Raw genomic sequence first — 21,929 nt, forward strand, 5'->3', positions numbered from 1 at the left:
CAGTGCCGCTCCGACGGGGGGGCCGGGAATCTACACAAATTGCGGCTTGCCGCACCTGTCCCGGCCTCCCATTTGGAATTTGCCGGGACGCTTTGCTGCGACCTTCGTGCTTTTTTTTAACCGGCGGCTCCATCCTGGTAGTGCACGCTCATCAGGTACAAGCCGTGAGCGGGTGCGGTCATGCCTGCCCGACGGCGATCTTTGCTGGCCAGAATTTCGCCCAAGGTCGCTCGACTCATAGCACCCTTACCCGCATCAACCAGAGTGCCCACGATGTTTCTCACCATGTGTCGCAAAAAACCATTGGCTTCAAACAAAAAGACCAGGTGCCAGGGCTCATGCACCCTGAGCTCCGCTCGATAGATGGTGCGCTGCGTGGATTTCACCGAGGATCCCGCCGCCATAAAAGCCGAGAAATCATGTGAACCGGTGAGCAAACGGAGGGACTCCTGCATAGGGCCGACGGCCAGAGGCCGGCGAACATGCCAGGAGAATCTTCTTTCCAGTGCGGAGGGAGTAGGGCGGTTGAGGATTCGGTATTCGTAGACCTTACTCACGGCGGAAAAGCGGGCATGGAAGGAATGGGGCACCTCCTGCGCATCCAGCACGACGATATCGGCGGGCAGCAGACTGTTGAGGCCGCGCTGGATCTGCGACGCGCCCATGTTTGTATGGGCGTAAAAATTGACCACCTGCCCACGGGCATGAACGCCTGCATCGGTCCGCCCCGAAGCTCTCACTCGAATGAAACTGCGCAGCATGATTTCGAGACGGGATTCGAGCACTTCTTGAATGGTCAGCACCCCGTACTGGCGCTGCCAGCCGTGGTAAGATCCTCCGTCGTATTCGAGAACCAGCTTGAAATTGCGCTTCCCATTCCGGCCCATAGCGGCAGCTCATTCACCCTGATCCGGGTCACGGCTGCCAGGGCGGGGCATCGAGACCCACTGTCTCGGCTAAGCCAAACATCAGATTCATGTTGCAGACGGCCTGCCCCGAAGCACCCCGAGTCAAGTTGTCTATCGCTGAAATAACAATAACGCGGCGGGTTCTTTCATCCACACGCCAGCCCAAATCGCAGTAGTTGCTGCCACGCACCTGCAAAGTGGAAGGCACTTGCTTTCCGCACAGGCGCACAAACGGCGCATCCCGATAGAATGAGCGAAACGCTTCCGTGACCTGAGATTCAGTGATCCCGTCTCTGAGGCCGGCATAAACCGAGCTCAAAATGCCTCTGCTCATGGGCACCAGGTGCGGCGTGAACGTGATCGTGATCGGCACTCCCGCCACTGCGCTCAATTCCTGTTCAATTTCCGGTGTGTGGCGATGCTCCGTCACTTTATATGCTTTGAATCCTTCGTTCACCTCACAAAAGTGTGTGGCCAGGGACACACCCCGCCCGGCACCGCTGACCCCCGATTTGGAATCGGCGATGATACTTTGCGGGTGAATCAGCTGCGCCGACAGGAGCGGGGTCATGGCCAGAATAACACTGGTGGGGTAACACCCGGGGTTGCCCACAAGCCGGGCCGACTGGATTTTGCGTCGGTACAGCTCGGGCAGTCCGTACACCGCCTCCGCCAGCAGTTGAGGCGTCTTGTGCGGCTGGTACCAGCGTTCATAGACGCCGGCATCCCGGAAGCGATAATCGGCACTCAGATCCACCACCCTCAAACCGCGCTGCAAGAGGTCGGGAACGAGGTCCATTGCCGCCTGATGGGGCAATGCGGTAAAAACCACAGCAACCCGCGCCGCCAGCGTATCCGCGTCAGGTTCTTGAAACACGAGGTCGCAATGCCCCTTGAGCGAAGGGTAATATTCATCCACTCTCTGACCGGCCTGGCCGCGTGAGGTGACCGCCCGCAGCTCGGCTTCAGGGTGCTGATCCAGAATTCGGATCAATTCCATTCCGGTATAACCGGAAGCTCCGGCTATGGCTGTGGGTATCATGTTTTGCTGGCCTCCAGAAAAGGTTCGATCCGCTGCCTTGCATAAATGACGGGTCGGCAACCGAAGCGCTTGCCCCGTCAACGCACACAGGGGCATTGTGCCGTGCGGCGCAATGCCCCCCTGATCAATCAAAATGCTGCTTAGAAAAATTGGCAGTGGCAGGAATGGTTAACGCTTGGAATATTGGAAACGAGCACGAGCACCAGGCTGGCCGTATTTTTTTCTTTCTTTAACGCGCGAATCGCGAGTCAGGAAACCAGCACGCTTGAGCACGTCACGGAACTCTGGATTGAACTCCAACAAAGCCTTGGAAATGCCATGTCGGATGGCACCCGCCTGACCTGAACCGCCGCCGCCGGCCACATTGACCCGGACATTCAGTTTTCCGTAGGTACCGGTCAAAAGGAGGGGTTGGGAGATGATCATCTTGCTGGTTTCACGGTCCAAATATTCGTCTACCGGCCGTTTATTGATGGTCACGGTACCGTCGCCCGGTTCCAGAATGACGCGAGCTATCGCCGTCTTTCGCTTGCCCGTCGCTGCAAAACGTTGGTCAGCCATTGTTTCTCCTCATGGTCCTCTATAAAGCCAACTTGGTCGGCTGTTGAGCTTCGTGGGGATGATCGGAGCCTTGATAAACCTTGAGCTTCTTGATCAGCTTACGCCCCAGGCGGTTCTTCGGGAGCATCCCCCAAACAGCAAGTCGGATGATCTTCTCCGGATTTTCCTGGTTCAGCTTGCGCGCCGTCACCGCCTTCAAACCACCCATATAGCCCGAGTGCCGGTAATATACTTTTTGGTCCCACTTCCTTCCGGTCAACTTCACTTTTTCGGCATTGATAACCACCACAAAATCTCCGACATCGACGTGCGGAGTAAACTGCGGCAGGTGTTTCCCTCTCAAACGCATGGCTACTTGGCTGGCCAGTCGCCCCAATACCTGATCTTCGGCATCCACCACAATCCACTTGCGCCGATCCGCTTCAAACTTCGCGCTTACTGTTTTCATCGAAAGCTCTCCAAACATTAGAAAAATATCAAATCGGAAGCGTAGTTGTATAAAATATCCCATCGGGCATGTCAAGGCTTGTTTGCCGGAATGTTTTCCATCACTCCACTTTTCCTGGCAACAAACAGCCCGCTGCCTTTGGGACCGTACACCAGCGCATGGAGAGTGGCACGACCCAAAAACATGAAAGGGCCTCTTTCTCCGCCGTTCGCTCTATTGCATTTATTCCCTGGCGTTACCGGAGCGCAGCAGATCGTCAAAATAGTCAATGGTCTTGCGCAATCCTGTATCTAAGGGCACTTTCGGTTCCCAGCCAAGTTTTTCCCCGGCCAGTTCAATGTTCGGCTGCCGCTGTACCGGGTCATCCGAAGGCAGAGGTCTAAACACCAATTCTGAGCGAGACCCTGTTATCTGCAGGATTTTCTCGGCAAGTTCCATAATGGTAAATTCTGCCGGATTGCCTATGTTCACCGGTCCCGTGAAGTCGTCTGCAGTTCCCATGAGCCGGTAGAGGCCGTCGACGAGATCGTCCACATAGCAGAAAGAACGGGTCTGTTTGCCGTCTCCGTAAATGGTGATGGGGTCTCCCTTGAGCGCCTGCATGATAAAGTTGGAGACCACGCGCCCGTCATTGGGATGCATGCGCGGGCCGTAGGTATTGAAAATGCGCGCCACCTTTATCTTCAGACCATGCTGTCGATGGTAGTCAAAAAACAGGGTTTCCGCGCAACGCTTGCCTTCATCATAGCAGGAGCGGCGGCCGATGGGATTGACGTGGCCCCAGTAATTTTCCGTCTGAGGGTGAACTTTCGGGTCACCATAGACCTCGGAAGTGGATGCTTGCAGGATCTTTGCCTTGAGCCTCTTGGCCAAGCCGAGCATGTTTATGGAACCATGCACATTGACTTTGGTGGTCTGAACCGGATCATTCTGATAATGCACCGGAGATGCCGGACAGGCCAAATTATAGACCTCATCCACTTCCACGTAGAGAGGATAGGTAATGTCATGCCGATACATTTCAAAATAGGGGTTGCCAAATAGATGCACGATGTTGCGCTTGCTTCCGGTGTAGAAGTTGTCGATACACAACACGTCGAAGTTTTCCTGGAGGAGTCGGTCACACAGGTGAGAGCCGAGAAATCCGGCGCCGCCTGTTACCACGGTGCGCTTTCTGAGATGCATGAGAGTTCCTTTCCATTGTGAGTCTCCCGCGGCAATCTGGCTCGTTGCAGCGAACCGGACACTGCGGCGAGAGTCTCCTATTGTGTGAACAAACAGTCCATTCAATTCAATCCACCTGAAAACGACGGTAACCGAAGTACAACTTCAGCGAATAACGTGTCCGTTTCCCCTGGAGGTCATCTCCCCATGCTTCCGGCAGGCATCCATTATGACCGTCTGGACGGCCGCCTGCGCGGGCACCCTGCGGGCCGGACACTCATTGGGGTAGCGCTGCGCTAACGATCGAGTGCACGTTCGATCAATTTTGCCAAGACCTTATTTGCATCGAAGTATTCGCGTGCCATGGCAAGGGCCGCCGTTGCGTGCTTTTCCGGCTCATTGCGCAATCGCTCGATGGCATCCCTTGCCTGCTCCATATCATTGAAAGTGAGAATGCCGTCTCCGGCCGGGATAACCCTGCCAAAACCGGTATCCTGTACGATGACCGGCACACCCAGAGAAAGGTAGCAGGCGCTGCGGCAGGAAAACCAGCCACTGCGGCTGGCGGCATAAGCATTTTTCGCAACGCTCCATTCCCCGAATGAATGTGCCAGGTAATGGCGGTAAACCCAGGGGTCGAAGGAAACCTGATAAGCATCAATGGTCGCCCAGCCGTTTTGGTGCAGGCGGCTCAACGGAGCCTTACCGCTTATGGCAAGCTCGATGGGCAGCGTGCTGACTGCGGGAAGCTCCATATAACGCTCGAATTCAGTGCTCTTGCCGTAATACTGGACGTCTCCGACTCGAGGTCCCTTTTCACTGGGTTCCCACGAGGCAACCGTGGTCAGCACCGGGCGCCGCCCGCTCACCGGCACTATAAAGTCTTTGAAGCAATCGAGCACCACCGGCTGACGCGTGGGAATCCAGTTGAACAGACCCGTTGGGATGAGGCAGTCAGCATTGCCGATGTTTTCCGCAAAGGTAAAGAAAACGTCGTGCTGTAAGAGCTTTTCCACACGACTGCGGGCCTCTTTGGAAATTTGCCCGGTCAGATAATCCGGTACCGACGACTGGGTATACATGGGGTCGCTGTCGATGAATGCTACCCTGGCGGCGGCGAAATATTCCTCGCGCATCCAACAGGAGGCCGAGATATGTAGAAACAAATCCGCTTCCCGGCAGAATGCTTTGACCGAATCCCAATCGCGACCGTAGGTTTTTCCGGTTGCATCGCGATAGAACCAACGATCGCGCAGCTCGCGCTCCATCCGCTCGATATTCTTGGCCAGCAGGGCAGCGTTGCGGGTGCCGTCCTCGACAAAGGTGTAGGTCGTCGGATTATAGCACCACTTGCCGGTATCTTCGATGTAGAGCACCTGGTGGCCCAACCGGTGCAATCCCAGAACATACTGGAGATAATCCCAGAAGACGCCGCCAAATGGGTAGGTTGCAGCAAGGCCTGTCACTGCGATGCGTAGCTTCTTGACTGTCATCAACGGCTCACTCGATACCCTGCATGGCCTTTTCAATTAAACCGGGCAGGATTTTACGCGCGTCAAAATATTCTTGGGCCAGAGCCCGGGCAGCGCGGCAATGACGAGCATAGTGGGCCTGTACCTCGGCGAGCGCCGCAAGCGCTTCATCCAGGCTGGTAAAGGCGAGCAACCCGGCTCCAACCGGAAGCACATCGCTGAAACCGGCCTCCTGCGTAACAACCGGACGACCGCTGGCCAGGTAGGCGGCAGTGCGTTCACTGAACCAGCCGCTTCGAGTCGTGACATAGCCCTGCTTGGCCACGCTGAATTCCCCTTTGGATCCCTGGATGTAGCGCCGATACACCCATGGGTCGCCGCTCATCTCACGGGAGCTCTTGATCAGCCACCCCCTCTCGGTCAACATGCGGCGGGGCGAATTGGCACCGGCAATGACCAGCTCAAACGTTTCACCACTGTGTTCCGGAATGTTCAAGTAGGGCGTGAGGGATTCCGATTTCATCCCATAGCTGACACCCCCATAACTCTCCGCAGGGTAGCTTTTCCATTGCATGACCGTCGTCCAGCTTCCCTTGCCGGCAGAGGGAGTTACCGGCCACGCATCCAGAAAAATCGGATGCCGGGTCGGCTGCCATGGCAGGCCGTCATCGGGTATGGTAGATCGGCTGGAGCCTATGTTTTCCGCCAGCGAAAAAAAGGCCGTGTGCTGCCTGGCATAAGTCATCGAGGCGGCATACTTCAAATGACGAATTTGTGTGAAAACAGGATCCACATCGATCAGTGCGCGAACGGGAATTTGTGCAAGCCATGGTCGCAGCGGATTGACTCCGGCACGATTCAACAGCAGATCGGCTTGAGCGCAAATATGGTCAATTCGTTCGGCACATGGGCCGAACCATTGCGATGTATGTTCGTCGTAATAGGCCCAACGATCCCCCAATCCCACCCTCTCGAGAACGGCTCCCGCATATTTCAAGCCGTAGCTCGGGTCGATATCCATGACGTTTCGTTCAGGATCGTAGCAGGAAGCGTAACTGTCACTGTCCTCCAGGAAATACACCTGGTGCCCGAGACTATGCAGCCCCATCAGATAATGTAGATTGGCCCAGGTCATGCCGCCCAACGGGCCTCTGACCATGTAACCCAGCATGATGATGCGCAAGCGATCTGATTTCCTACCGGTATTTTTCAACTTAAACAGTGCCTCCTGCAATCCAACCTGCCATGGTTTTCCGTGTCGCCGTGTATTTCATACAGAGCCATAAGCGCGCAATGCTTAGCCTTCAGGGGAGAGGAGGCTTCCCGCCGGAAACCAGATAGCGACCGTTACCGCTCCCGGAAATGCGTTGATCGCCGCCCTGCAAGACGACCGTGCGCATGGCACCGGGCAGGTCTTCCTGCTTGAGGGTACCGGCGGCAGACCACGTCATGGTGAGCTCCCGGTAATAGTTCACCAGAAAAATGTTCATTGCCAGCTGATCGCCTGCCTGAAAGCGTGCAAACCCAAACCACTCGGCCGGGAAAAAAGCCTCGAAAGCAATATGCGGCAAAGGTTTACTGAGCTTTTGCAGGTGCCCTTGCGGCGGCAACTTTTGCAGTGCGTCTCCATGGGCATAGCGATAGAGCCGCGGCTGAATTTCCAAACGGTCGGGGAAACGCTTGCTGCGTTCGGGCAATAAATGAATGGCGTAATGCCGCAATGTGCTCTCCTTGTCCCCGACGAGAATATGCAACTGGAAGGTTTCGCTGAGAGGAAACGCTCCCTGGTAATCCAGCAGCCCCCAATCCACATAGTTGCTGGCGAGGCTGGCAAGATAGAGCCCCTCGGGAGCCCAGGTCAGATGCACGTCGGCGAAAGGCACATAAGGTTCTCGGGCACGAAATCCTTCCAGCCGCGTGGCTGCCTTGTCCCAATCCATCAGCGAGTTATCGGTCACACTGATCTTCCCGGATTTCTCTTCGATCGGGATCACTTCACTTGACCCATCGGAAACCGGCACCACACTGAAACCTTGTGAACAGCGGTGCACATCATCAAGCTCCGGATTCACCCGGCTGAAAACGGAGGTGACCTTTGCGTAGGGCTCATTGAAGTGATCGATCAAACCCATATTATAGTTTTCACCGTCTTCCCTTCCCCCCCTGGGTTCATCTGCATACTGAAACCAGTGAGCCCCCACCACGTTGGGGAATGCGGCAAAATTGCGGATGGCATTAGCCGTCCCGTCGGCTCGTTCGGTTTGAGTTGTTACGTTCATGAGGTGACCTGGATTCAGGTTGCCGCTTCTATTTTCATCGGCGGCAAAAAAAAATTCGGTCACCAGCACCGGTTTGTCCGCCAGTTGACGCAAGCCGTTGAAGTAGTAGGGAGCAACCCATCCGTCCGCAACATCGACATTGTAGTTGGTGGATATGACGTCGACCTGATCGACCATGGCCAAGACCGCGTCCTGATGGTAATAGAGCGGCAAACGATCCCCCAGAACCAGGGCTCCCGGGTGCGCCTTGCGTATCGCCTTGTTGACCAGCTCATAGTAACGACGGGCACACAGATAGGTGAATCGATCGATCAGATGAATGCCCTCGCCGCCCGGTCGCAATTTCAGCCTTGTGCCGGCCTGCTTCAGATCTTCAAAATTGCTCACTGAATCCTGCACAACCCAGTCCTTGAGGAAGCACTCCCAACTGCCCGCATAGTGATCGCAGATCAACTGCCAAAGTACCCGCTTGGTATAGTTATCCCAACCCTGTTCCAGATACCAGCGGAACAGCGGTGCATTCCACCAGCCCACTTCATTGTCCGTGAAATAGCCAACCAGGTGCGGGTCGTTGCGATAGGGAGCCGTCAGTGTCAAGGCACTCTCCAGGGTCTTGCGCTCGCTTGCCGGGTCGAAGGGATCGAACCAGTGCAGTTTGGCATGCCGTCCCAGATCCAGTTCAACCATTAGGGGCAACTTCAGATCGGACGAGGTATCGGACCACGCTCCGCGCGTATTGAAACCCCATTGAATGAGCCTTTCGAGCCCGTTTTGGCGCCACTGATCGATGCGTGCAAAATGATTTTTCCAGTGGAAGGCCTCTTTGCGCCGGCTCTTTTCATTCTCCATTCCCCCATAGAACGTATTGATTCCTTTAGAATAAAACCGATTCCCCGCGGGGGTTTGAAACCAGTAAACTCCATTCTTTTTGACCAGCGACCATTGTCGTGACGCTAAGGAAGCGACTTGAGCTCCCCAACCGCCGTCTGGCAGCAAGCTGTGCAACAGCAAAGCAATGCTCAGACAGATTAAATTCCGCTTCACATTCTCTCCCATCAAGTTTCTCTTAAGCATTTGCAGTCAGGCCCGCTCCTGGTAACCCACCTGCCTGTATGGTGTATAAGCGACAATAAGCGCCGCGCGCAGCCAGCAGCTCTTCATGGGTGCCGCTCTCCACGATGCGCCCACGGTCCATCACCAAGATCCGGTCGGCTCCGCGAATGGTCGACAGCCGATGCGCGATGATAAACGTCGTGCGCCCCTCCATCAACCGCTCCAGCGCCTCCAAAAGCAGCGCCTCCGTCCCCGCATCCAAAGACGACGTCGGTTCGTCCAAGAGCACTACCGGCGCATCCTTTAACAGGGCCCGCGCTATCGACAACCGCTGCCTCTCTCCCCCCGATAGACTCGCCCCCCGCTCCCCCAAAACCGTCTCGTAGCCCTGCGGCAAACGCCCAATGAATTCTTCCGCATTGGCTGCCCGTGCCGCCGCCACCATCTCCTCCCGGCTCGCCCCGGGACGTCCATAGGCAATGTTTTCCGCTATGCTCAGCGGCAATAGAAACGGCTCCTGCAACACCAACGACACCTGGCTGCGCAGGCTCGAAAGCGTGACCTCGCGAATGTCCAACCCGTTGAATAAAATCCTCCCCTCCCACGGATCAAAAAAGCGTGGAATCAGGGAAACCAGAGTGCTTTTCCCCGCCCCTGTCGCACCCACCAGAGCCACCGTCTCACCCGGCCGCACAGCCAGCGTGATCTCCTGCAAAATGGGACGCCCCGCTTCATACCCAAACGTCACCCCGTCGAACGCTACCGCCACTCCCCGCCCGGGCCACACCACCGCACGCGCACCCGGCAAATCCCACACACCCTCCTGTGTCTCCAGAATCTCTAAAACCCGGCGCGCCCGCGCCGACGCCGAGGCGAAACCGGACGATACATAGGCCAGTGTCTCCAAAGGCGTATAAAGCGACGCAAGGTACGACAAAAAGACAAGCAGGGTGCCGACCGTCAGAGATCCCTGCAGAGCATGGAAACCGCCCACTGCCATAATGACAGCCGTGCCGACCGCCGTCACACCCGAGGTGCTCACCTTGAACTGCAGCTGTGCCCCGACTGTCAGCAACGCCGCCTTGATCGTACATTGGGACAGTTCCCGGTAGCGCCTGTCCTGGTATTCTTCCTGCCCAAACGCCTGAACGACGGGCAACGCGGTAAGCGTCTGCTCGGCAAGCGCCATCATCTGTCCTTCGAGCTGCTGCTGCTTGTAGGTGCGATCACCCATGGGTTTGGAAAAAACCTTTATGAACACCCCCAACGGCAGGGCAACAAACAGAGCGAGCAGGGAGAGGGAGATGTCGAGCTGCCACATGACCACAAACATTCCGACGAGACTCACGCTGGAGCTTAAAACCGGCAACAGCACCCACAGGATGAGCTCTTTGACGCAACTGCTGTCGGTCACCACCCGTCTCACCAAATCTCCCCTGGACCTTTTCCCGTGATACTGCAATGAGAGGGCCTGAAGGTGTTCAAACAGTTTTGCGCCAAGATCATACACCATGCGGCTGCCTACACCCGCCTCCAGGTAGGACCGGAGCATGCGCACCGATTGACCTGCCAGAAAGATCAGCACAGTTCCTGCCGTCAACCAGGCAAGCAGCGCGAGGCGCGATTCATCGCCGGCCAACTGGATGAGCCACGAAATGGAAGATGGCAGTGGTCTGTTTTGCAGCACCTGGTCGACGATCAGTTTCATGGGCCACGGTTTCAGCAGGTCGAAACCGATGCCGCACAGCATGAGCACAACGACTATCGACATGCTCTTGATGTGCGGCCTTGCAAAGCGCATTAAGGCAAGCCACCACGGCATCAACCATTTACTGCCTGCCTCCGCTTCAGCCGCCCTTAATGGACCATTCTGCCCGGGCCGCCCCGCGGCCTGCTCCGTCAAATGCGCACAGAATTTTCTCAATATTCTTATCACGCCACCAACTCCAGCGGCTTCTTGGCAGCCTGACAGGCATCCAGTCTGAAATAAGCGCCGCGCGCGGCCAGCAGCTCTTCATGGGTGCCGCTCTCCACGATGCGCCCACGGTCCATCACCAAGATCCGGTCGGCTCCGCGAATGGTCGACAGCCGATGCGCGATGATAAACGTCGTGCGCCCCTCCATCAACCGCTCCAGCGCCTCCAAAAGCAGCGCCTCCGTCCCCGCATCCAAAGACGACGTCGGTTCGTCCAAGAGCACTACCGGCGCATCCTTTAACAGGGCCCGCGCTATCGACAACCGCTGCCTCTCTCCCCCCGATAGACTCGCCCCCCGCTCCCCCAAAACCGTCTCGTAGCCCTGCGGCAAACGCCCAATGAATTCTTCCGCATTGGCTGCCCGTGCCGCCGCCACCATCTCCTCCCGGCTCGCCCCGGGACGTCCATAGGCAATGTTTTCCGCTATGCTCAGCGGCAATAGAAACGGCTCCTGCAACACCAACGACACCTGGCTGCGCAGGCTCGAAAGCGTGACCTCGCGAATGTCCAACCCGTTGAATAAAATCCTCCCCTCCCACGGATCAAAAAAGCGTGGAATCAGGGAAACCAGAGTGCTTTTCCCCGCCCCTGTCGCACCCACCAGAGCCACCGTCTCACCCGGCCGCACAGCCAGCGTGATCTCCTGCAAAATGGGACGCCCCGCTTCATACCCAAACGTCACCCCGTCGAACGCTACCGCCACTCCCCGCCCGGGCCACACCACCGCACGCGCACCCGGCAAATCCCACACACCCTCCTGTGTCTCCAGAATCTCTAAAACCCGGTCGATGTTGGCGCTCACAGATCGCACCCCCCCGTAGATGCCGAGCAAGCCTCGACACGCACCCTGCAAAGAACGCAAATAAGCGAGAAAAATGAGCAGACTCCCCAGGGTCAGCGCACCGGACAACACCCGTTTTCCTGCCGCAAAGAGCACAATGGCGGTTCCCACGGTCAAAATGAATTCATTGGCAAATTCGAAGGAATTTTTCACCAGGATGCCCCGCTGTGAAAGTCCTACCGCACTTGTGGCAAGTTCCCGGAACCGGCGGCCGTTGCGTCGTTCCGCTGTGAATGCCTGAACTACGGGTATGGCCGACATGGTCTGGTGAACAAAGGAAAGAAGCCGTGATTCCGCTTCCCTGTTGTTGCGTGTGCGGATTTTCAGCCGGCGCCCAAAGAATAACGCCGACCAGCCCAGCAGTGGAGCCATCGCCAGGGAAAGCAGTGCCAGCTGCCGGTCGAGATGCCAGGCCACCGCCGTCACCACAACCAGCGTCAGAACATTTTTCATGGGCGATACCAGCAGCTGGTTGGTGGCCGTATAGATGCACCACGTATCGCCACTCAGTCGACTCAGGGAATCTCCCACTCCGTGCCGCGTGTGGAACAGCAGAGAGAGCCTCTGCAAATGTCGGAAAAGATCCGCAGCCAGGCCGTAAACCATATTCTGCCCGGCCGCCGTCCACGCCCAGCTCAGGGCGACATCGACCAGGCTGTTTAAGGCATAAAAGCCCAAGCTGCCCAACGCGGCCGACAAAACCAATAGAGCCGGGCTGGTCTGGAGCGTCAGGGCTTCGAGGAGTGATTGCAAAGTCTCCGGCAAGGCGGCGCCATCCAGAGCATAGTCCACCAGAATTTTCATGGGCCAGGGCTGCAGTGCAGCAATGGCTGATGCACAGATGCTCAGAACAAGAATGATCAACAACAAAGGCCACTGCTGAAAGGTGTATTTGAGCAACCGCCGATATCTATTCATTTTGATTCGTTTACGCACTCATTCCGGGGAATCAGGAAAAACCATCATAGCGAAAATGCCCGCAGCACTGCAGCAGACCTTCGTGCTCCCATAGACCAGATGCCCACCCATCGCAGATAGACAGCAGAACAAGTATTTCGTTAGCGACAATCGTGCCAATCGCAGGGTGCGCAATGAGCGCTCCATTGATGGGCTCCGGCAACCACTGCACGAGACTCTCACTGAACATTTTTTGCACAATGGTTACCATTCTTGCACATGCCTGCGTTTCAGTCCATGCATGTGAAAAAAGTTAGACAGGGGAAAGGGATGCAAATGGCATGGCGGGAACATTGGGAAAAAACCGAGCGGTTGCTTTCCGGCGGGTTGCTCAGATCAGGACCTGGCCAAACTTTGCAGGGCCTTGCGCATCTCTTCGGTCCGATAAGGCTTGGTCAACACTGCCAGGAAGCCGTAGTCGCGGAAATTGGCCATTACCGGATCATTTGAATAGCCGCTCGAGGCTATCCCCTTAACCGCAGGATCTATTGTCCGCAGCACCCGCATGGTTTCTTTGCCGCCCATGCCTCCCGGGATGGTCAAATCCATGATTACCGCATCATACACTTGTCCGGCATCTCGCGATTGCTGGTACATGGCAATTGCTTCCTCCCCCTTTGTTGCGTATTCCACTTCATATCCCAGGTAGGTGAGCATTTCTCCGGCAACCATTCTGATGGTTTCCTCGTCATCCATCAGAAGAATTTTCCCCTCGCCCATGAATGGCTCCGGCCCGCATGAATCTTGCGCCGCGACGCTCACCTCAGGCAGAGCCGGTAGAAAAACCGCCAGGGTAGTACCGACTGCCGGAGCCGATTCGGCACAAACACAGCCACCGTGCTTGGCGACAATTGAATGAACGGTGGTCAACCCCAGGCCATTGCCTTTTTCCTTGGTCGAAAAGTAAGGATCAAAGATCTTCGGCAAATGCTCGCTACTGATTCCGATGCCCTGATCACGGATGGTGATCTTGACGTAACGACCCGGCTCAACGGTTAGTCCACTGTCGGCCTTCACCCTGCAATTTTCCGCTCTCACCTCGATGACACCACCATCCTTCATGGCCTGATCCGCATTGATGACGATATTACTGATGGCCTGGCTGATTTGACCGCTGTCTATCTCGACCGACCATAAATCGTCAGCGATATCAAAATTGCACAACGATTTGGAACCTCGCAAAATGAATTCGCATGAATCGATGATGAGCTCTTTCAGGGAAGTTTTCTGCTTGATGGGCGCGCCACCTCTGGAAAAGGTGAGTAATTGCTGAGTGAGTTCCTTCGCTCTCAAGGCCGCCTTTTCCGCCTGTTTCAGCTTGGTGGCGACTTGATGATGGTCTATAGCGATCTCTTTGGCGAGCGAAATGTTACCCACGATGCCTGTTAAAAAATTGTTAAAATCATGAGCAATTCCACCTGCGAGAATACCCAGCGACTCCAATTTATCCATTTTCAGCTGTTCTCTGGCGGCTTTGTTGCGATCAGTCACGTCCTCATAGGTAATGAACTGTTTGCCATCGGCGATGGTTACAGGTCGGAACACGATGTCGCGCAGGGAGCCATCCTTGCATCGCACCGTTGCCTCCCGCCGCCGCACCCGAAACTTGTCGAATTTATACAGGTCCGACAGCCAGAGGCCGATTATCTCCCTGCGGTAGGCGGAGTCCGGAAACGCTTTTCGCATCCAATCCCGACCGGTGGGAATATCGTTCAACGTGTATCCAAACACTTCAATGAATTTCTTGTTCAAGAAACTATAGCGCCCATCGGGTTCCAGGATGGCGATGGGAAAGGGAGAGAGCTCCACCATGTTGCGGAACCTTTCCTCACTTTCCTGAAGAGCGTCCAGTGCCGATTTACGTTCGGTTATGTCGCTCAAAGCACCGACTACGGCAAGAGTCCGTCCGTTTTCCACTATGGGGCTCTCATTCACTTCGACCCAGATGATACGTCCCTTCTTGCCGATCAACTGCAGCGGATAGGGAGGCTGACGTTCTCCCGTGGCGATGGATTTCTGACTGATTCTATAGCCTTCGGCGTTGACGGGATGATTCGTTAGCAACTTGTTCCAACCGACCAGCGCCTCTTCCGGCTCGCAGTCAAGGAACGCTCGCGTTTGTGGGCTCACGTAGGTCAGCACATGATCGGTTGTGTACGCATAGAACAGGTTACTGCTGTGTTCGACTATGGATCTCAGCCTGCTTTCACTCTCACGCAAGGCATCTTCGGCAGTCTTGCGCCGATGAATATCTCGGCTTGCCAACCGGTAAAAGTAAAAAACGGCCGCTGAAACCAAGGCGCACAAAATCGCTATGAGAGCAACGCTGCTATTCTTAAACGCTTGCAGAGCGCTGCTTGAAAGGGCGTCAACGTTGAGCAGATAGACAACCTTCCAGCCCGGATAACCGGCGATGTCCATTTCATAGAGGAGGTATTCTTTTCCCGAACTGTCTGCCGCACCGGCATCTCCCGTCCGTCGAAAACCAACCCACTGGTGGGGTCCCTCGCCAAATTGTCGCGCTTCAACGGCGGCCGCGGCATCCTCAACGGTTACATTCCAAAGCCTGTGATAGAGCCAGTCCTTGCGACTTGACGCGAAGATCAATCCGTGGTGGCTGGTCAGCAGCACGATGCCTTTATGGATCTCGCTGAACTGTTCTTCGAGTGACTCTATGGAAGCTTTGATGACAGCCGCACCGATGAGGTTGTCACCTCTGTTTGTATAGACGGGATGGCTGTAATAAATACCACGCCGTTTTGAAGTGACTCCCAGAGCCATGTAAATGGATGGAAAACCAACTATGGCATCCTGAAAGTAAGGGCGGAAAGCATAGCTTTGCCCCACAAAGCTGTCAGCATCGTGCCGGTTGGAAGAAGCGATTGTAATTCCATGAATATCCATCAGGTAACAGACGCTCACCTGGAACGAGGTTTGAAATTCATCCAAGGCTCGGTTGGCCCTTTCCAGAGCGTTTGCATCGGCATGTTCCAGGAGCACGCGGGATTGCTCTATACGGGAAAGAGCTTCCACCGCTCTCTGGTGCCTGGTCAAGAACGCCGCAACCAGGCGTTTCAGGCTGTTGGCCTGGGATTCGACATCCTTGAGGGCATCCAGCTGCAAAGATCGGTAAATGGCGGAGTAATGAAAGTATGCTGCCGAGGCCAACGAGAGAAAGGAAAGCAAAGTGAGAACAAAGACTATGGTCCTGAGTTTCATCTAACGATTTCTCCTGGTTATTTGGGAGGTCCTCATCCAGGAAAGGCGTGGAGCTGTGCGGTTTTTCATTTTCACTTCGGAAACCCCGCGTAAGAAGTGGAAACCTGATAAGAAAAACAAAGGATGTGCTCGTCTCAACCCGCTCCTAGCTGTAACGTGCGCGGCCGCACTAGAATCGACAGATCACCAGCCAAATGCAAACGCAAAATCGATATTATTACGGCCAGGCGGGCGAGGTCAATGAGGTGCAGCTGGATCGGAGCAAATTCAGGCAGGCTGTAGTATTTGCCGGGAGATGTATTAAATTATAGGCACTGCAATGAGATGACGCGTGAGCAAAGCGCGCGAGATTTCGGCGAATATAGGCGTAAGGAGTGGAATCAGATGTGGGAATATACAGAAAAACTGAAAGATCATTTTCTCAATCCAAGGAATGTAGGCGAAATTGACGATGCCGACGGTGTGGGCGAAGAGGGGTCGATCGCCTGTGGCGATGCACTCAAATTGGCTTTTAAATTGGACGAAAACGGGCGGATCAAGGAAGCCAAATTCAAAACGTTTGGTTGCGCCAGTGCCATTGCCACCGCCTCGGCTCTGACGGAAATGCTCAAGGGCAAGTCGCTCGAGGAAGCCGAAAAGATCACCAATCAGGACATTGTCGACTACCTTGGCGGGCTCCCGCCGGAAAAGATGCACTGCTCGGTTATGGGCAGGCAGGCTCTTGACCGGGCTATTGCAAACTACCGAGGTGTATCCGGGGAAGCGGTTGAAGGGAAGATTGTTTGCGAGTGTTTTGGGGTCACCGAGAAGGAGATTGAAAAGGCAGTCAGAGAAAACAATCTCAGCAGCATTGAAGAAGTCACCAATTTCACCAAGGCGGGCGGTGGCTGCGGCAACTGCCACGATGCCATCCAGCAGATCATCGACCAGATCCGCAGCAAGTCGGAAATCAAACCCACCGCCAAAGGGAGATTGACCAATATCCAGAAAATCAGGATGATTGAAGAAACCCTCGAACGGGAGATCAGACCTTCACTCAGGCAGGACGGGGGAGACATCGAATTGATCGATGTGGAGGGCAATCGAGTGTTGGTTGCCACACGCGGCGCTTGCGCCACGTGCCAGGCATCCCAGCAGACCATCAAGAATTTCGTGGAAATGAAACTCAGGGAATTAGTGACGCCCGAACTGGTGGTTGAGGAGGTGGCCCAGTGAAAACCATATATTTGGACAACAACGCCACGACCCAGGTCGCTCCCCCGGTGCTTGAAGCCATGTTGCCATACTTTTCACAGCTTTACGGCAACCCTTCCAGCATGCACTCATTTGGCGGTCAGGTGGGCCGCTCCCTGCGGCAGGCACGAGAACAGGTGGCCGCCCTCATCGGGGCGTCGGCAGATGAGATCATTTTTACCAGTTGCGGAACGGAGAGCGATAACGCGGCCATTCGGTCCGCACTGCATGCCTACCCCGACAAGCGTCATATTGTGACCAGCAGGGTGGAACACCCGGCGGTGAGATCCCTGGTATCCCATTTGGCAGTCCAGGGTTATCGGGTAACTGAGATTCCGGTTGACAATTTGGGACGCTTGGATATGGACCGATATCGTGTGAGCCTGACTCCGGATACCGCCATTGTCAGTCTCATGTGGGCGAATAACGAGACCGGGGTGCTCTTTCCCGTCGAGGAGGCGGCTGAAATCGCCGAGAATAGGGGAATTCTCTTTCACACCGACGCGGTCCAGGCGGTTGGCAAGATTCCCATCAACATGGGCAAGACCTCCATAGACATGCTCTCCCTTTCAGGACACAAGCTGCATGCCGCCAAAGGGGTGGGCGCCCTGTATGTCCGAAAAGGAACAAAATTTTCGCCGTTCTTGATTGGCGGTCACCAGGAAAAGGGAAGGCGCGGCGGTACGGAAAACACGTCCGGGATCGTCGGACTGGGCAAGGCGTGCGAACTTGCCGCGCAAAACATGCAGCCGGAGAATACCAAAGTCAAACAGCTGCGTGATAAGCTGGAGAACGGATTGTTAAAAAGCATACCCAACAGCCGGGTGAATGGAGACCGCAGCTGGAGACTTCCCAACACCACCAGTATCAGCTTTGAATTTGTGGAAGGAGAGGCCATATTGTTGCTGCTCGATGAGTTTCACATCTGTGCCTCTTCGGGTTCGGCCTGCACCTCGGGTTCTCTTCAGCCGTCGCATGTTTTGCGGGCCATGGGCGTGCCCTTTACCATGGCGCACGGTTCCATCCGATTCAGCTTGAGCATCTACAATACGGAGGATGAAATCGATTTTGTGCTGGATAAGGTGCCCGGTGTAATCGAAAAGCTGCGCGGGCTTTCACCCTACTGGAATGTAGACAAAATGGTCTGCTCGTGAGGATTTATGATTATGAATGCAACATCTCAGCGGGACCAATGCAAGACGGAAATGACCACTCGACGCAAGTACCGCGAAGAGCTTCCCCGGATCGTTGATCAACTGGTTCGATCCTGCGGTGATGGGCAGTGTTTTGACCACGTAGGTCCGGAACCGATCCCCTCGCGCGAGTTCGTCATAGACGTCATCCACAGAGTCTGCCTCATTTTGTATCCGGGCTATTTCATCCGCAACCGCCTGGATCAGGTGAACCTGAGCTTTTACCTCGGTCAGGAAGTGACGTCTCTGTTCGAAACCCTGTCCGAACAGATCACCCTGGCCATCCGGCATGATTGCATGAGACACAACCAGCCTTGCGTTCAATGCGAAGAACGCGGCCAGGCGCTGGCCATCGAATTCCTGCAGGAATTACCGGCAATGCGCGCGGCTCTGGCCAAAGATGTGCGGGCCGGCTTTGAAGGCGATCCGGCAGCCAAGAGCTACGATGAAATTATTTTCAGCTATCCCGGCCTCTTTGCCATAACCGTTTACCGTATTGCTCACCAACTGCACATCCGCAGTGTCCCTCTTCTTCCACGGATCATGTCCGAGTTCGCCCACAGTTCGACCGGCATCGACATCCATCCCGGAGCGCAAATAGGGGACAGTTTTTTTATCGATCACGGCACCGGCGTAGTGATCGGCGAGACCACGCGCATCGGCAACCGGGTGAGGATCTACCAGGGAGTGACACTCGGCGCACTGTCCCTTCCCAAAGATGCCGGCGAACGCCTGAGGCACAAGAGACGTCATCCCACCATTGAAGATGATGTGATCATCTATTCCGGGGCTACAGTCCTGGGAGGCGATACGGTTATTGGCGCCCGATCCGTCATCGGCGGCAATGTCTGGATTACCGCATCGGTCCCGCCGGACACTCGGGTGCTGTCGAAGAAGCCGGAGTTGGTGTACAAGTGATACCCGGCGCATGCTGCCGACTGTATAGGTACTTTTGCCTATATGAAAATGCGTAGTTTTACGGATTGAAAAAGTTCGGCTCGCATGGCTTTATAGTTTCAGAGGGTTTTCACCTATTTCTATTTTTTCGTAAAAGGGTGCTGACATCGGGCATTAGTGGAATCCCGCCACCCGATGTCAGCACCCCACTGAAAGGTTGCCATCGATCGAGGTCCGTGCCGGCTAGGTTCCGCCCGGCCGCGTGGTCAAGCCATAGAGGGACGGTGGGCTGATTCGCATTCCCTTTTATTCTTGGCCAGCACCTTTTCTACTTCCTTGCGTGCCCTTTGATAAAAATCGGCTTCGCTGATTTTGCCCTCCACAAAATCACTCCAGCTGCTGAAATCCTGGAAAAAAGAGACTTGCACCCCTGCTTCGGCACACACCTTGCGGTAAATTCGATTGGCCTGCCTGGCTCGATCGAGTTTTTCTTTCTTTTCCCGCAGGTTTTTCTGCTCGTCGTCTTTGTCTGCGACCACATACTTTCCAAAGGTTCTTGAGAGTTCCTCGAGCTCCACCTTGGCCTTGCTGTTGAGTTGCGATTCATCGATTTTTCCGTCAACGTATTCCTTCCACGCTTCAAATGTGTACCAGGCGACAACCTTCAAGCCGTTCTCCGCACAGATCTCGGAATATAAACCATTCGCTCTCAATGCCCGCTGAATGCCATTGGACATCCGACCTACACCGGATATCTTGGAAACGGTATCTGCCATGTGATAGCTCCTAAACTGGATGTCATTCTGTTAAACATAACACCTGGCTTGGCCCGAGATCATTTTTCCAGAGCCAATTCAATCAGGCGGTCCAACAAACTGGAAAACGAAATACCGGCAGCGGCGGCCGCTTGTGGAAAAAGGCTGGTCTCAGTCATGCCGGGGATTGTGTTGGTTTCCAGTACGAAAATGTCATTGCCTGAAACGATCATATCAGTGCGACTGTAGCCGCGGCAATATAAAGTCTGATGTGCTTGCTTGGCGTATGCCTGCGCTTTTGCCGCGAGCTCGGGTGTGATGCGGGCGGGACAAATCTCCTGGGTAGCCCCAGGCAGATATTTCGCTTTGTAGTCAAAGAATTCGTACTCTTTACCGGGAACGATTTCAATCAATGGCAGGGCCGCCAACGCATCATTGCCCAGCACGGCACCGGTAATTTCCACACCATCCAGATACTTTTCCAGGAGGCACAGGCGATCGTATTGCCAGGCAACTTCAAGGGCCTGGGCCAGGTCCGCCGCATCGTGCACGATGCTGAGACCAATGCTGGAACCCTCATGTTCCGGCTTGACCACCAGCGGCAACCCCAACTCTTTCACAACGGCGCGGCTGTCTCGAGAACCACGTCGATCCATGACGGCGAAGGGGGCAACCGGCAGCCCCGCCTGCACATAGAGCTGCTTGCTGAGAATTTTGTTCATGGCCACCGCGCTTCCAAGAACTCCACTGCCCTGATAAGGTATGCCGAGCAGATCCAGAAATCCCTGCACGGTGCCATCCTCACCCAGACGTCCGTGGAGAATGATCAAGGCCACGTCAATCCGGTCGGCCTCACGGGCCAGTCGCGCCAGGTCGTCCCTGGGATCATAGCGCAGAACCTCATAGCGTTCCTTGTCCAACGCCAGATAGACCTGCTCCCCGCTCTTCAATGATACTTCCCGTTCGGCAGACTTGCCACCGGCGAGCAAGGCAACCTTTAGTTTACTCGAGTGCATGCTGTTCTCCCTCCTCCTCAGAGTACCCTTTGCTGTGAGTGAAGCTGCAGACGTTCCAGGTCATACGGTTCCATGGTCAATCGCCCAAAGATCTTGCGTTCCAGAATGGCATACAGTTGCAGCTTTTGCAGCAACCGTTGCTCCTGTCGAGAAGTCTTTGCGTAGCGGTCGATAAGATCATAAAACCGCTCTTCCAGGGAAACCACCTGATCATGCTTCACGCGCTTATCTGCATAATTGACCAGTAAAGATTCGGTAATCGGTCCGTTCAGCCTAATGAGATCAAGATTTACATGATCTTGAACGATTGCCGCAAGCGCTAAGTAACCCCATTCGTGGAGTAGCTGTGCGCCCATGTTTTCATGCCGCACCCCGGTGGACAAGCTGCGAGACTTTGCAATATCGTGCAAGAGGGCACCGGCCTCTACCAATGCAGAGTTCAATCTCGCGCCGTTTTGCTTCAGGAGCTCTGCCAAGTAGAGGGCAATTTCCGCCACCAACAGACTGTGTCTTTGGATGTGTGGCGGCATCTGCGTTTTCCTCATCAATCTGAAACACTCGCTGCGTGTCGGAATGGCCATAATCTGAGCGAATCCTTTGAGGTGATTGTCGGTGTTTTCCTAATATATCATTTTAGAGAAATTTGTAAGCCTGGTTGTGTCTTGGTCACCCGCGGATTCATCGGAGAGATACGGCGTACGCCGGGATTTGGCTGACGGGGAAATCTATCAGTCCTGTTTGCAGCCACATGGGAGGTTCCATCGGACACGGTTGATGGGGCCGATCGTCTTAATGGTCTGGTCAAGAGTGAATTTTTATGAAAAGTCGAGATAAACAGAGATCGACCTGGCTCACTTCAGAGAAGCACTCACTTGATAATGAGCAACTCATTGAAATATTAGAGAAACAATCTAT

General features: G+C 55.0%; 17 protein-coding genes. 3 read left to right on the plus strand and 14 right to left on the minus strand.

Annotation, left to right across the window (positions count from 1 at the left end; translation table 11 throughout):
* Positions 1-116 precede the first annotated feature (116 nt).
* The 11 genes from truA to K1V27_RS10155 form a co-directional block, all read right to left on the minus strand.
* Positions 117-887, minus strand: coding sequence for a tRNA pseudouridine(38-40) synthase TruA (truA, locus tag K1V27_RS10105; protein WP_258929872.1), 771 nt, complete (start codon positions 885-887; stop codon positions 117-119).
* Positions 888-915: 28 nt separating this feature from the next.
* Positions 916-1,950, minus strand: coding sequence for an N-acetyl-gamma-glutamyl-phosphate reductase (gene argC / locus K1V27_RS10110; RefSeq protein ID WP_258929873.1), 1,035 nt, complete (start codon positions 1,948-1,950; stop codon positions 916-918).
* 168 nt (positions 1,951-2,118) lie between these two features.
* On the minus strand, positions 2,119-2,511 hold the full coding sequence (rpsI, locus tag K1V27_RS10115; RefSeq protein ID WP_258929874.1) for a 30S ribosomal protein S9: 393 nt from the start codon (positions 2,509-2,511) through the stop codon (positions 2,119-2,121).
* A gap of 19 nt (positions 2,512-2,530) precedes the next feature.
* On the minus strand, positions 2,531-2,959 hold the full coding sequence (rplM, locus tag K1V27_RS10120; RefSeq protein ID WP_258929875.1) for a 50S ribosomal protein L13: 429 nt from the start codon (positions 2,957-2,959) through the stop codon (positions 2,531-2,533).
* Between the two features lie 222 nt (positions 2,960-3,181).
* A complete protein-coding gene (locus K1V27_RS10125) occupies positions 3,182-4,144 on the minus strand; it encodes a UDP-glucuronic acid decarboxylase family protein (protein ID WP_258929876.1) in 963 nt (320 codons plus the stop codon).
* 275 nt (positions 4,145-4,419) lie between these two features.
* Positions 4,420-5,616 (minus strand): glycosyltransferase, encoded by a 1,197-nt coding sequence (locus K1V27_RS10130; protein ID WP_258929877.1) that lies wholly within the window; start codon positions 5,614-5,616, stop codon positions 4,420-4,422.
* Between the two features lie 7 nt (positions 5,617-5,623).
* A complete protein-coding gene (locus K1V27_RS10135) occupies positions 5,624-6,808 on the minus strand; it encodes a glycosyltransferase (protein WP_258929878.1) in 1,185 nt (394 codons plus the stop codon).
* Positions 6,809-6,899: 91 nt separating this feature from the next.
* Complete coding sequence (locus K1V27_RS10140) at positions 6,900-8,918, minus strand: hypothetical protein (protein WP_258929879.1); 2,019 nt, start codon at positions 8,916-8,918, stop codon at positions 6,900-6,902.
* Positions 8,919-8,940: 22 nt separating this feature from the next.
* The gene (locus K1V27_RS10145) at positions 8,941-10,863 is read right to left on the minus strand and encodes an ABC transporter ATP-binding protein (RefSeq protein ID WP_258929880.1); all 1,923 of its coding nucleotides are present in this window, start codon (positions 10,861-10,863) and stop codon (positions 8,941-8,943) included.
* Positions 10,860-12,662: an ABC transporter ATP-binding protein gene (locus K1V27_RS10150; protein WP_258929881.1), complete on the minus strand. Its 1,803-nt coding sequence runs from the start codon at positions 12,660-12,662 to the stop codon at positions 10,860-10,862. Before K1V27_RS10150 ends, K1V27_RS10145 begins: the two co-directional genes overlap by 4 nt.
* Positions 12,663-13,037: 375 nt before the next feature.
* Positions 13,038-15,920: a hybrid sensor histidine kinase/response regulator gene (locus K1V27_RS10155; RefSeq protein ID WP_258929882.1), complete on the minus strand. Its 2,883-nt coding sequence runs from the start codon at positions 15,918-15,920 to the stop codon at positions 13,038-13,040.
* Between the two features lie 384 nt (positions 15,921-16,304).
* Here K1V27_RS10155 and nifU point away from each other — a divergent pair, with 384 nt between their 5' ends.
* Genes nifU through epsC form a run of 3 tightly spaced genes read left to right on the plus strand, consistent with a single transcriptional unit; the run spans position 16,305 to position 19,264 of the window.
* Positions 16,305-17,135 (plus strand): Fe-S cluster assembly protein NifU, encoded by an 831-nt coding sequence (nifU, locus tag K1V27_RS10160; RefSeq protein WP_258929883.1) that lies wholly within the window; start codon positions 16,305-16,307, stop codon positions 17,133-17,135.
* Positions 17,132-18,307, plus strand: a complete 1,176-nt coding sequence (nifS, locus tag K1V27_RS10165) for a cysteine desulfurase NifS (RefSeq protein ID WP_258929884.1) — start codon at positions 17,132-17,134, stop codon at positions 18,305-18,307. Before nifU ends, nifS begins: the two co-directional genes overlap by 4 nt.
* 12 nt (positions 18,308-18,319) lie before the next feature.
* Positions 18,320-19,264, plus strand: a complete 945-nt coding sequence (gene epsC, locus K1V27_RS10170; RefSeq protein ID WP_258929885.1) for a serine O-acetyltransferase EpsC — start codon at positions 18,320-18,322, stop codon at positions 19,262-19,264.
* Between the two features lie 245 nt (positions 19,265-19,509).
* Here the strand turns inward: epsC and K1V27_RS10175 are convergent, their stop codons facing one another.
* The 3 genes from K1V27_RS10175 to K1V27_RS10185 are packed head-to-tail and all read right to left on the minus strand — an operon-like array spanning position 19,510 to position 21,544.
* Entirely contained in the window at positions 19,510-20,019 is a 510-nt protein-coding gene (locus K1V27_RS10175) for a hypothetical protein (RefSeq protein ID WP_258929886.1), read from the minus strand.
* 59 nt (positions 20,020-20,078) lie between these two features.
* Positions 20,079-21,014: a D-alanine--D-alanine ligase family protein gene (locus K1V27_RS10180; RefSeq protein ID WP_258929887.1), complete on the minus strand. Its 936-nt coding sequence runs from the start codon at positions 21,012-21,014 to the stop codon at positions 20,079-20,081.
* Positions 21,015-21,031: 17 nt separating this feature from the next.
* A complete protein-coding gene (locus K1V27_RS10185; RefSeq protein WP_258929888.1) occupies positions 21,032-21,544 on the minus strand; it encodes an HD domain-containing protein in 513 nt (170 codons plus the stop codon).
* Positions 21,545-21,929: the final 385 nt, after the last annotated feature.

The sequence above is a fragment of the Desulfoferrobacter suflitae genome, from assembly GCF_022603395.1.
In the GTDB taxonomy this organism is placed as follows: Bacteria; Desulfobacterota; Syntrophobacteria; order Syntrophobacterales; family Syntrophobacteraceae; genus Desulfoferrobacter; species Desulfoferrobacter suflitae.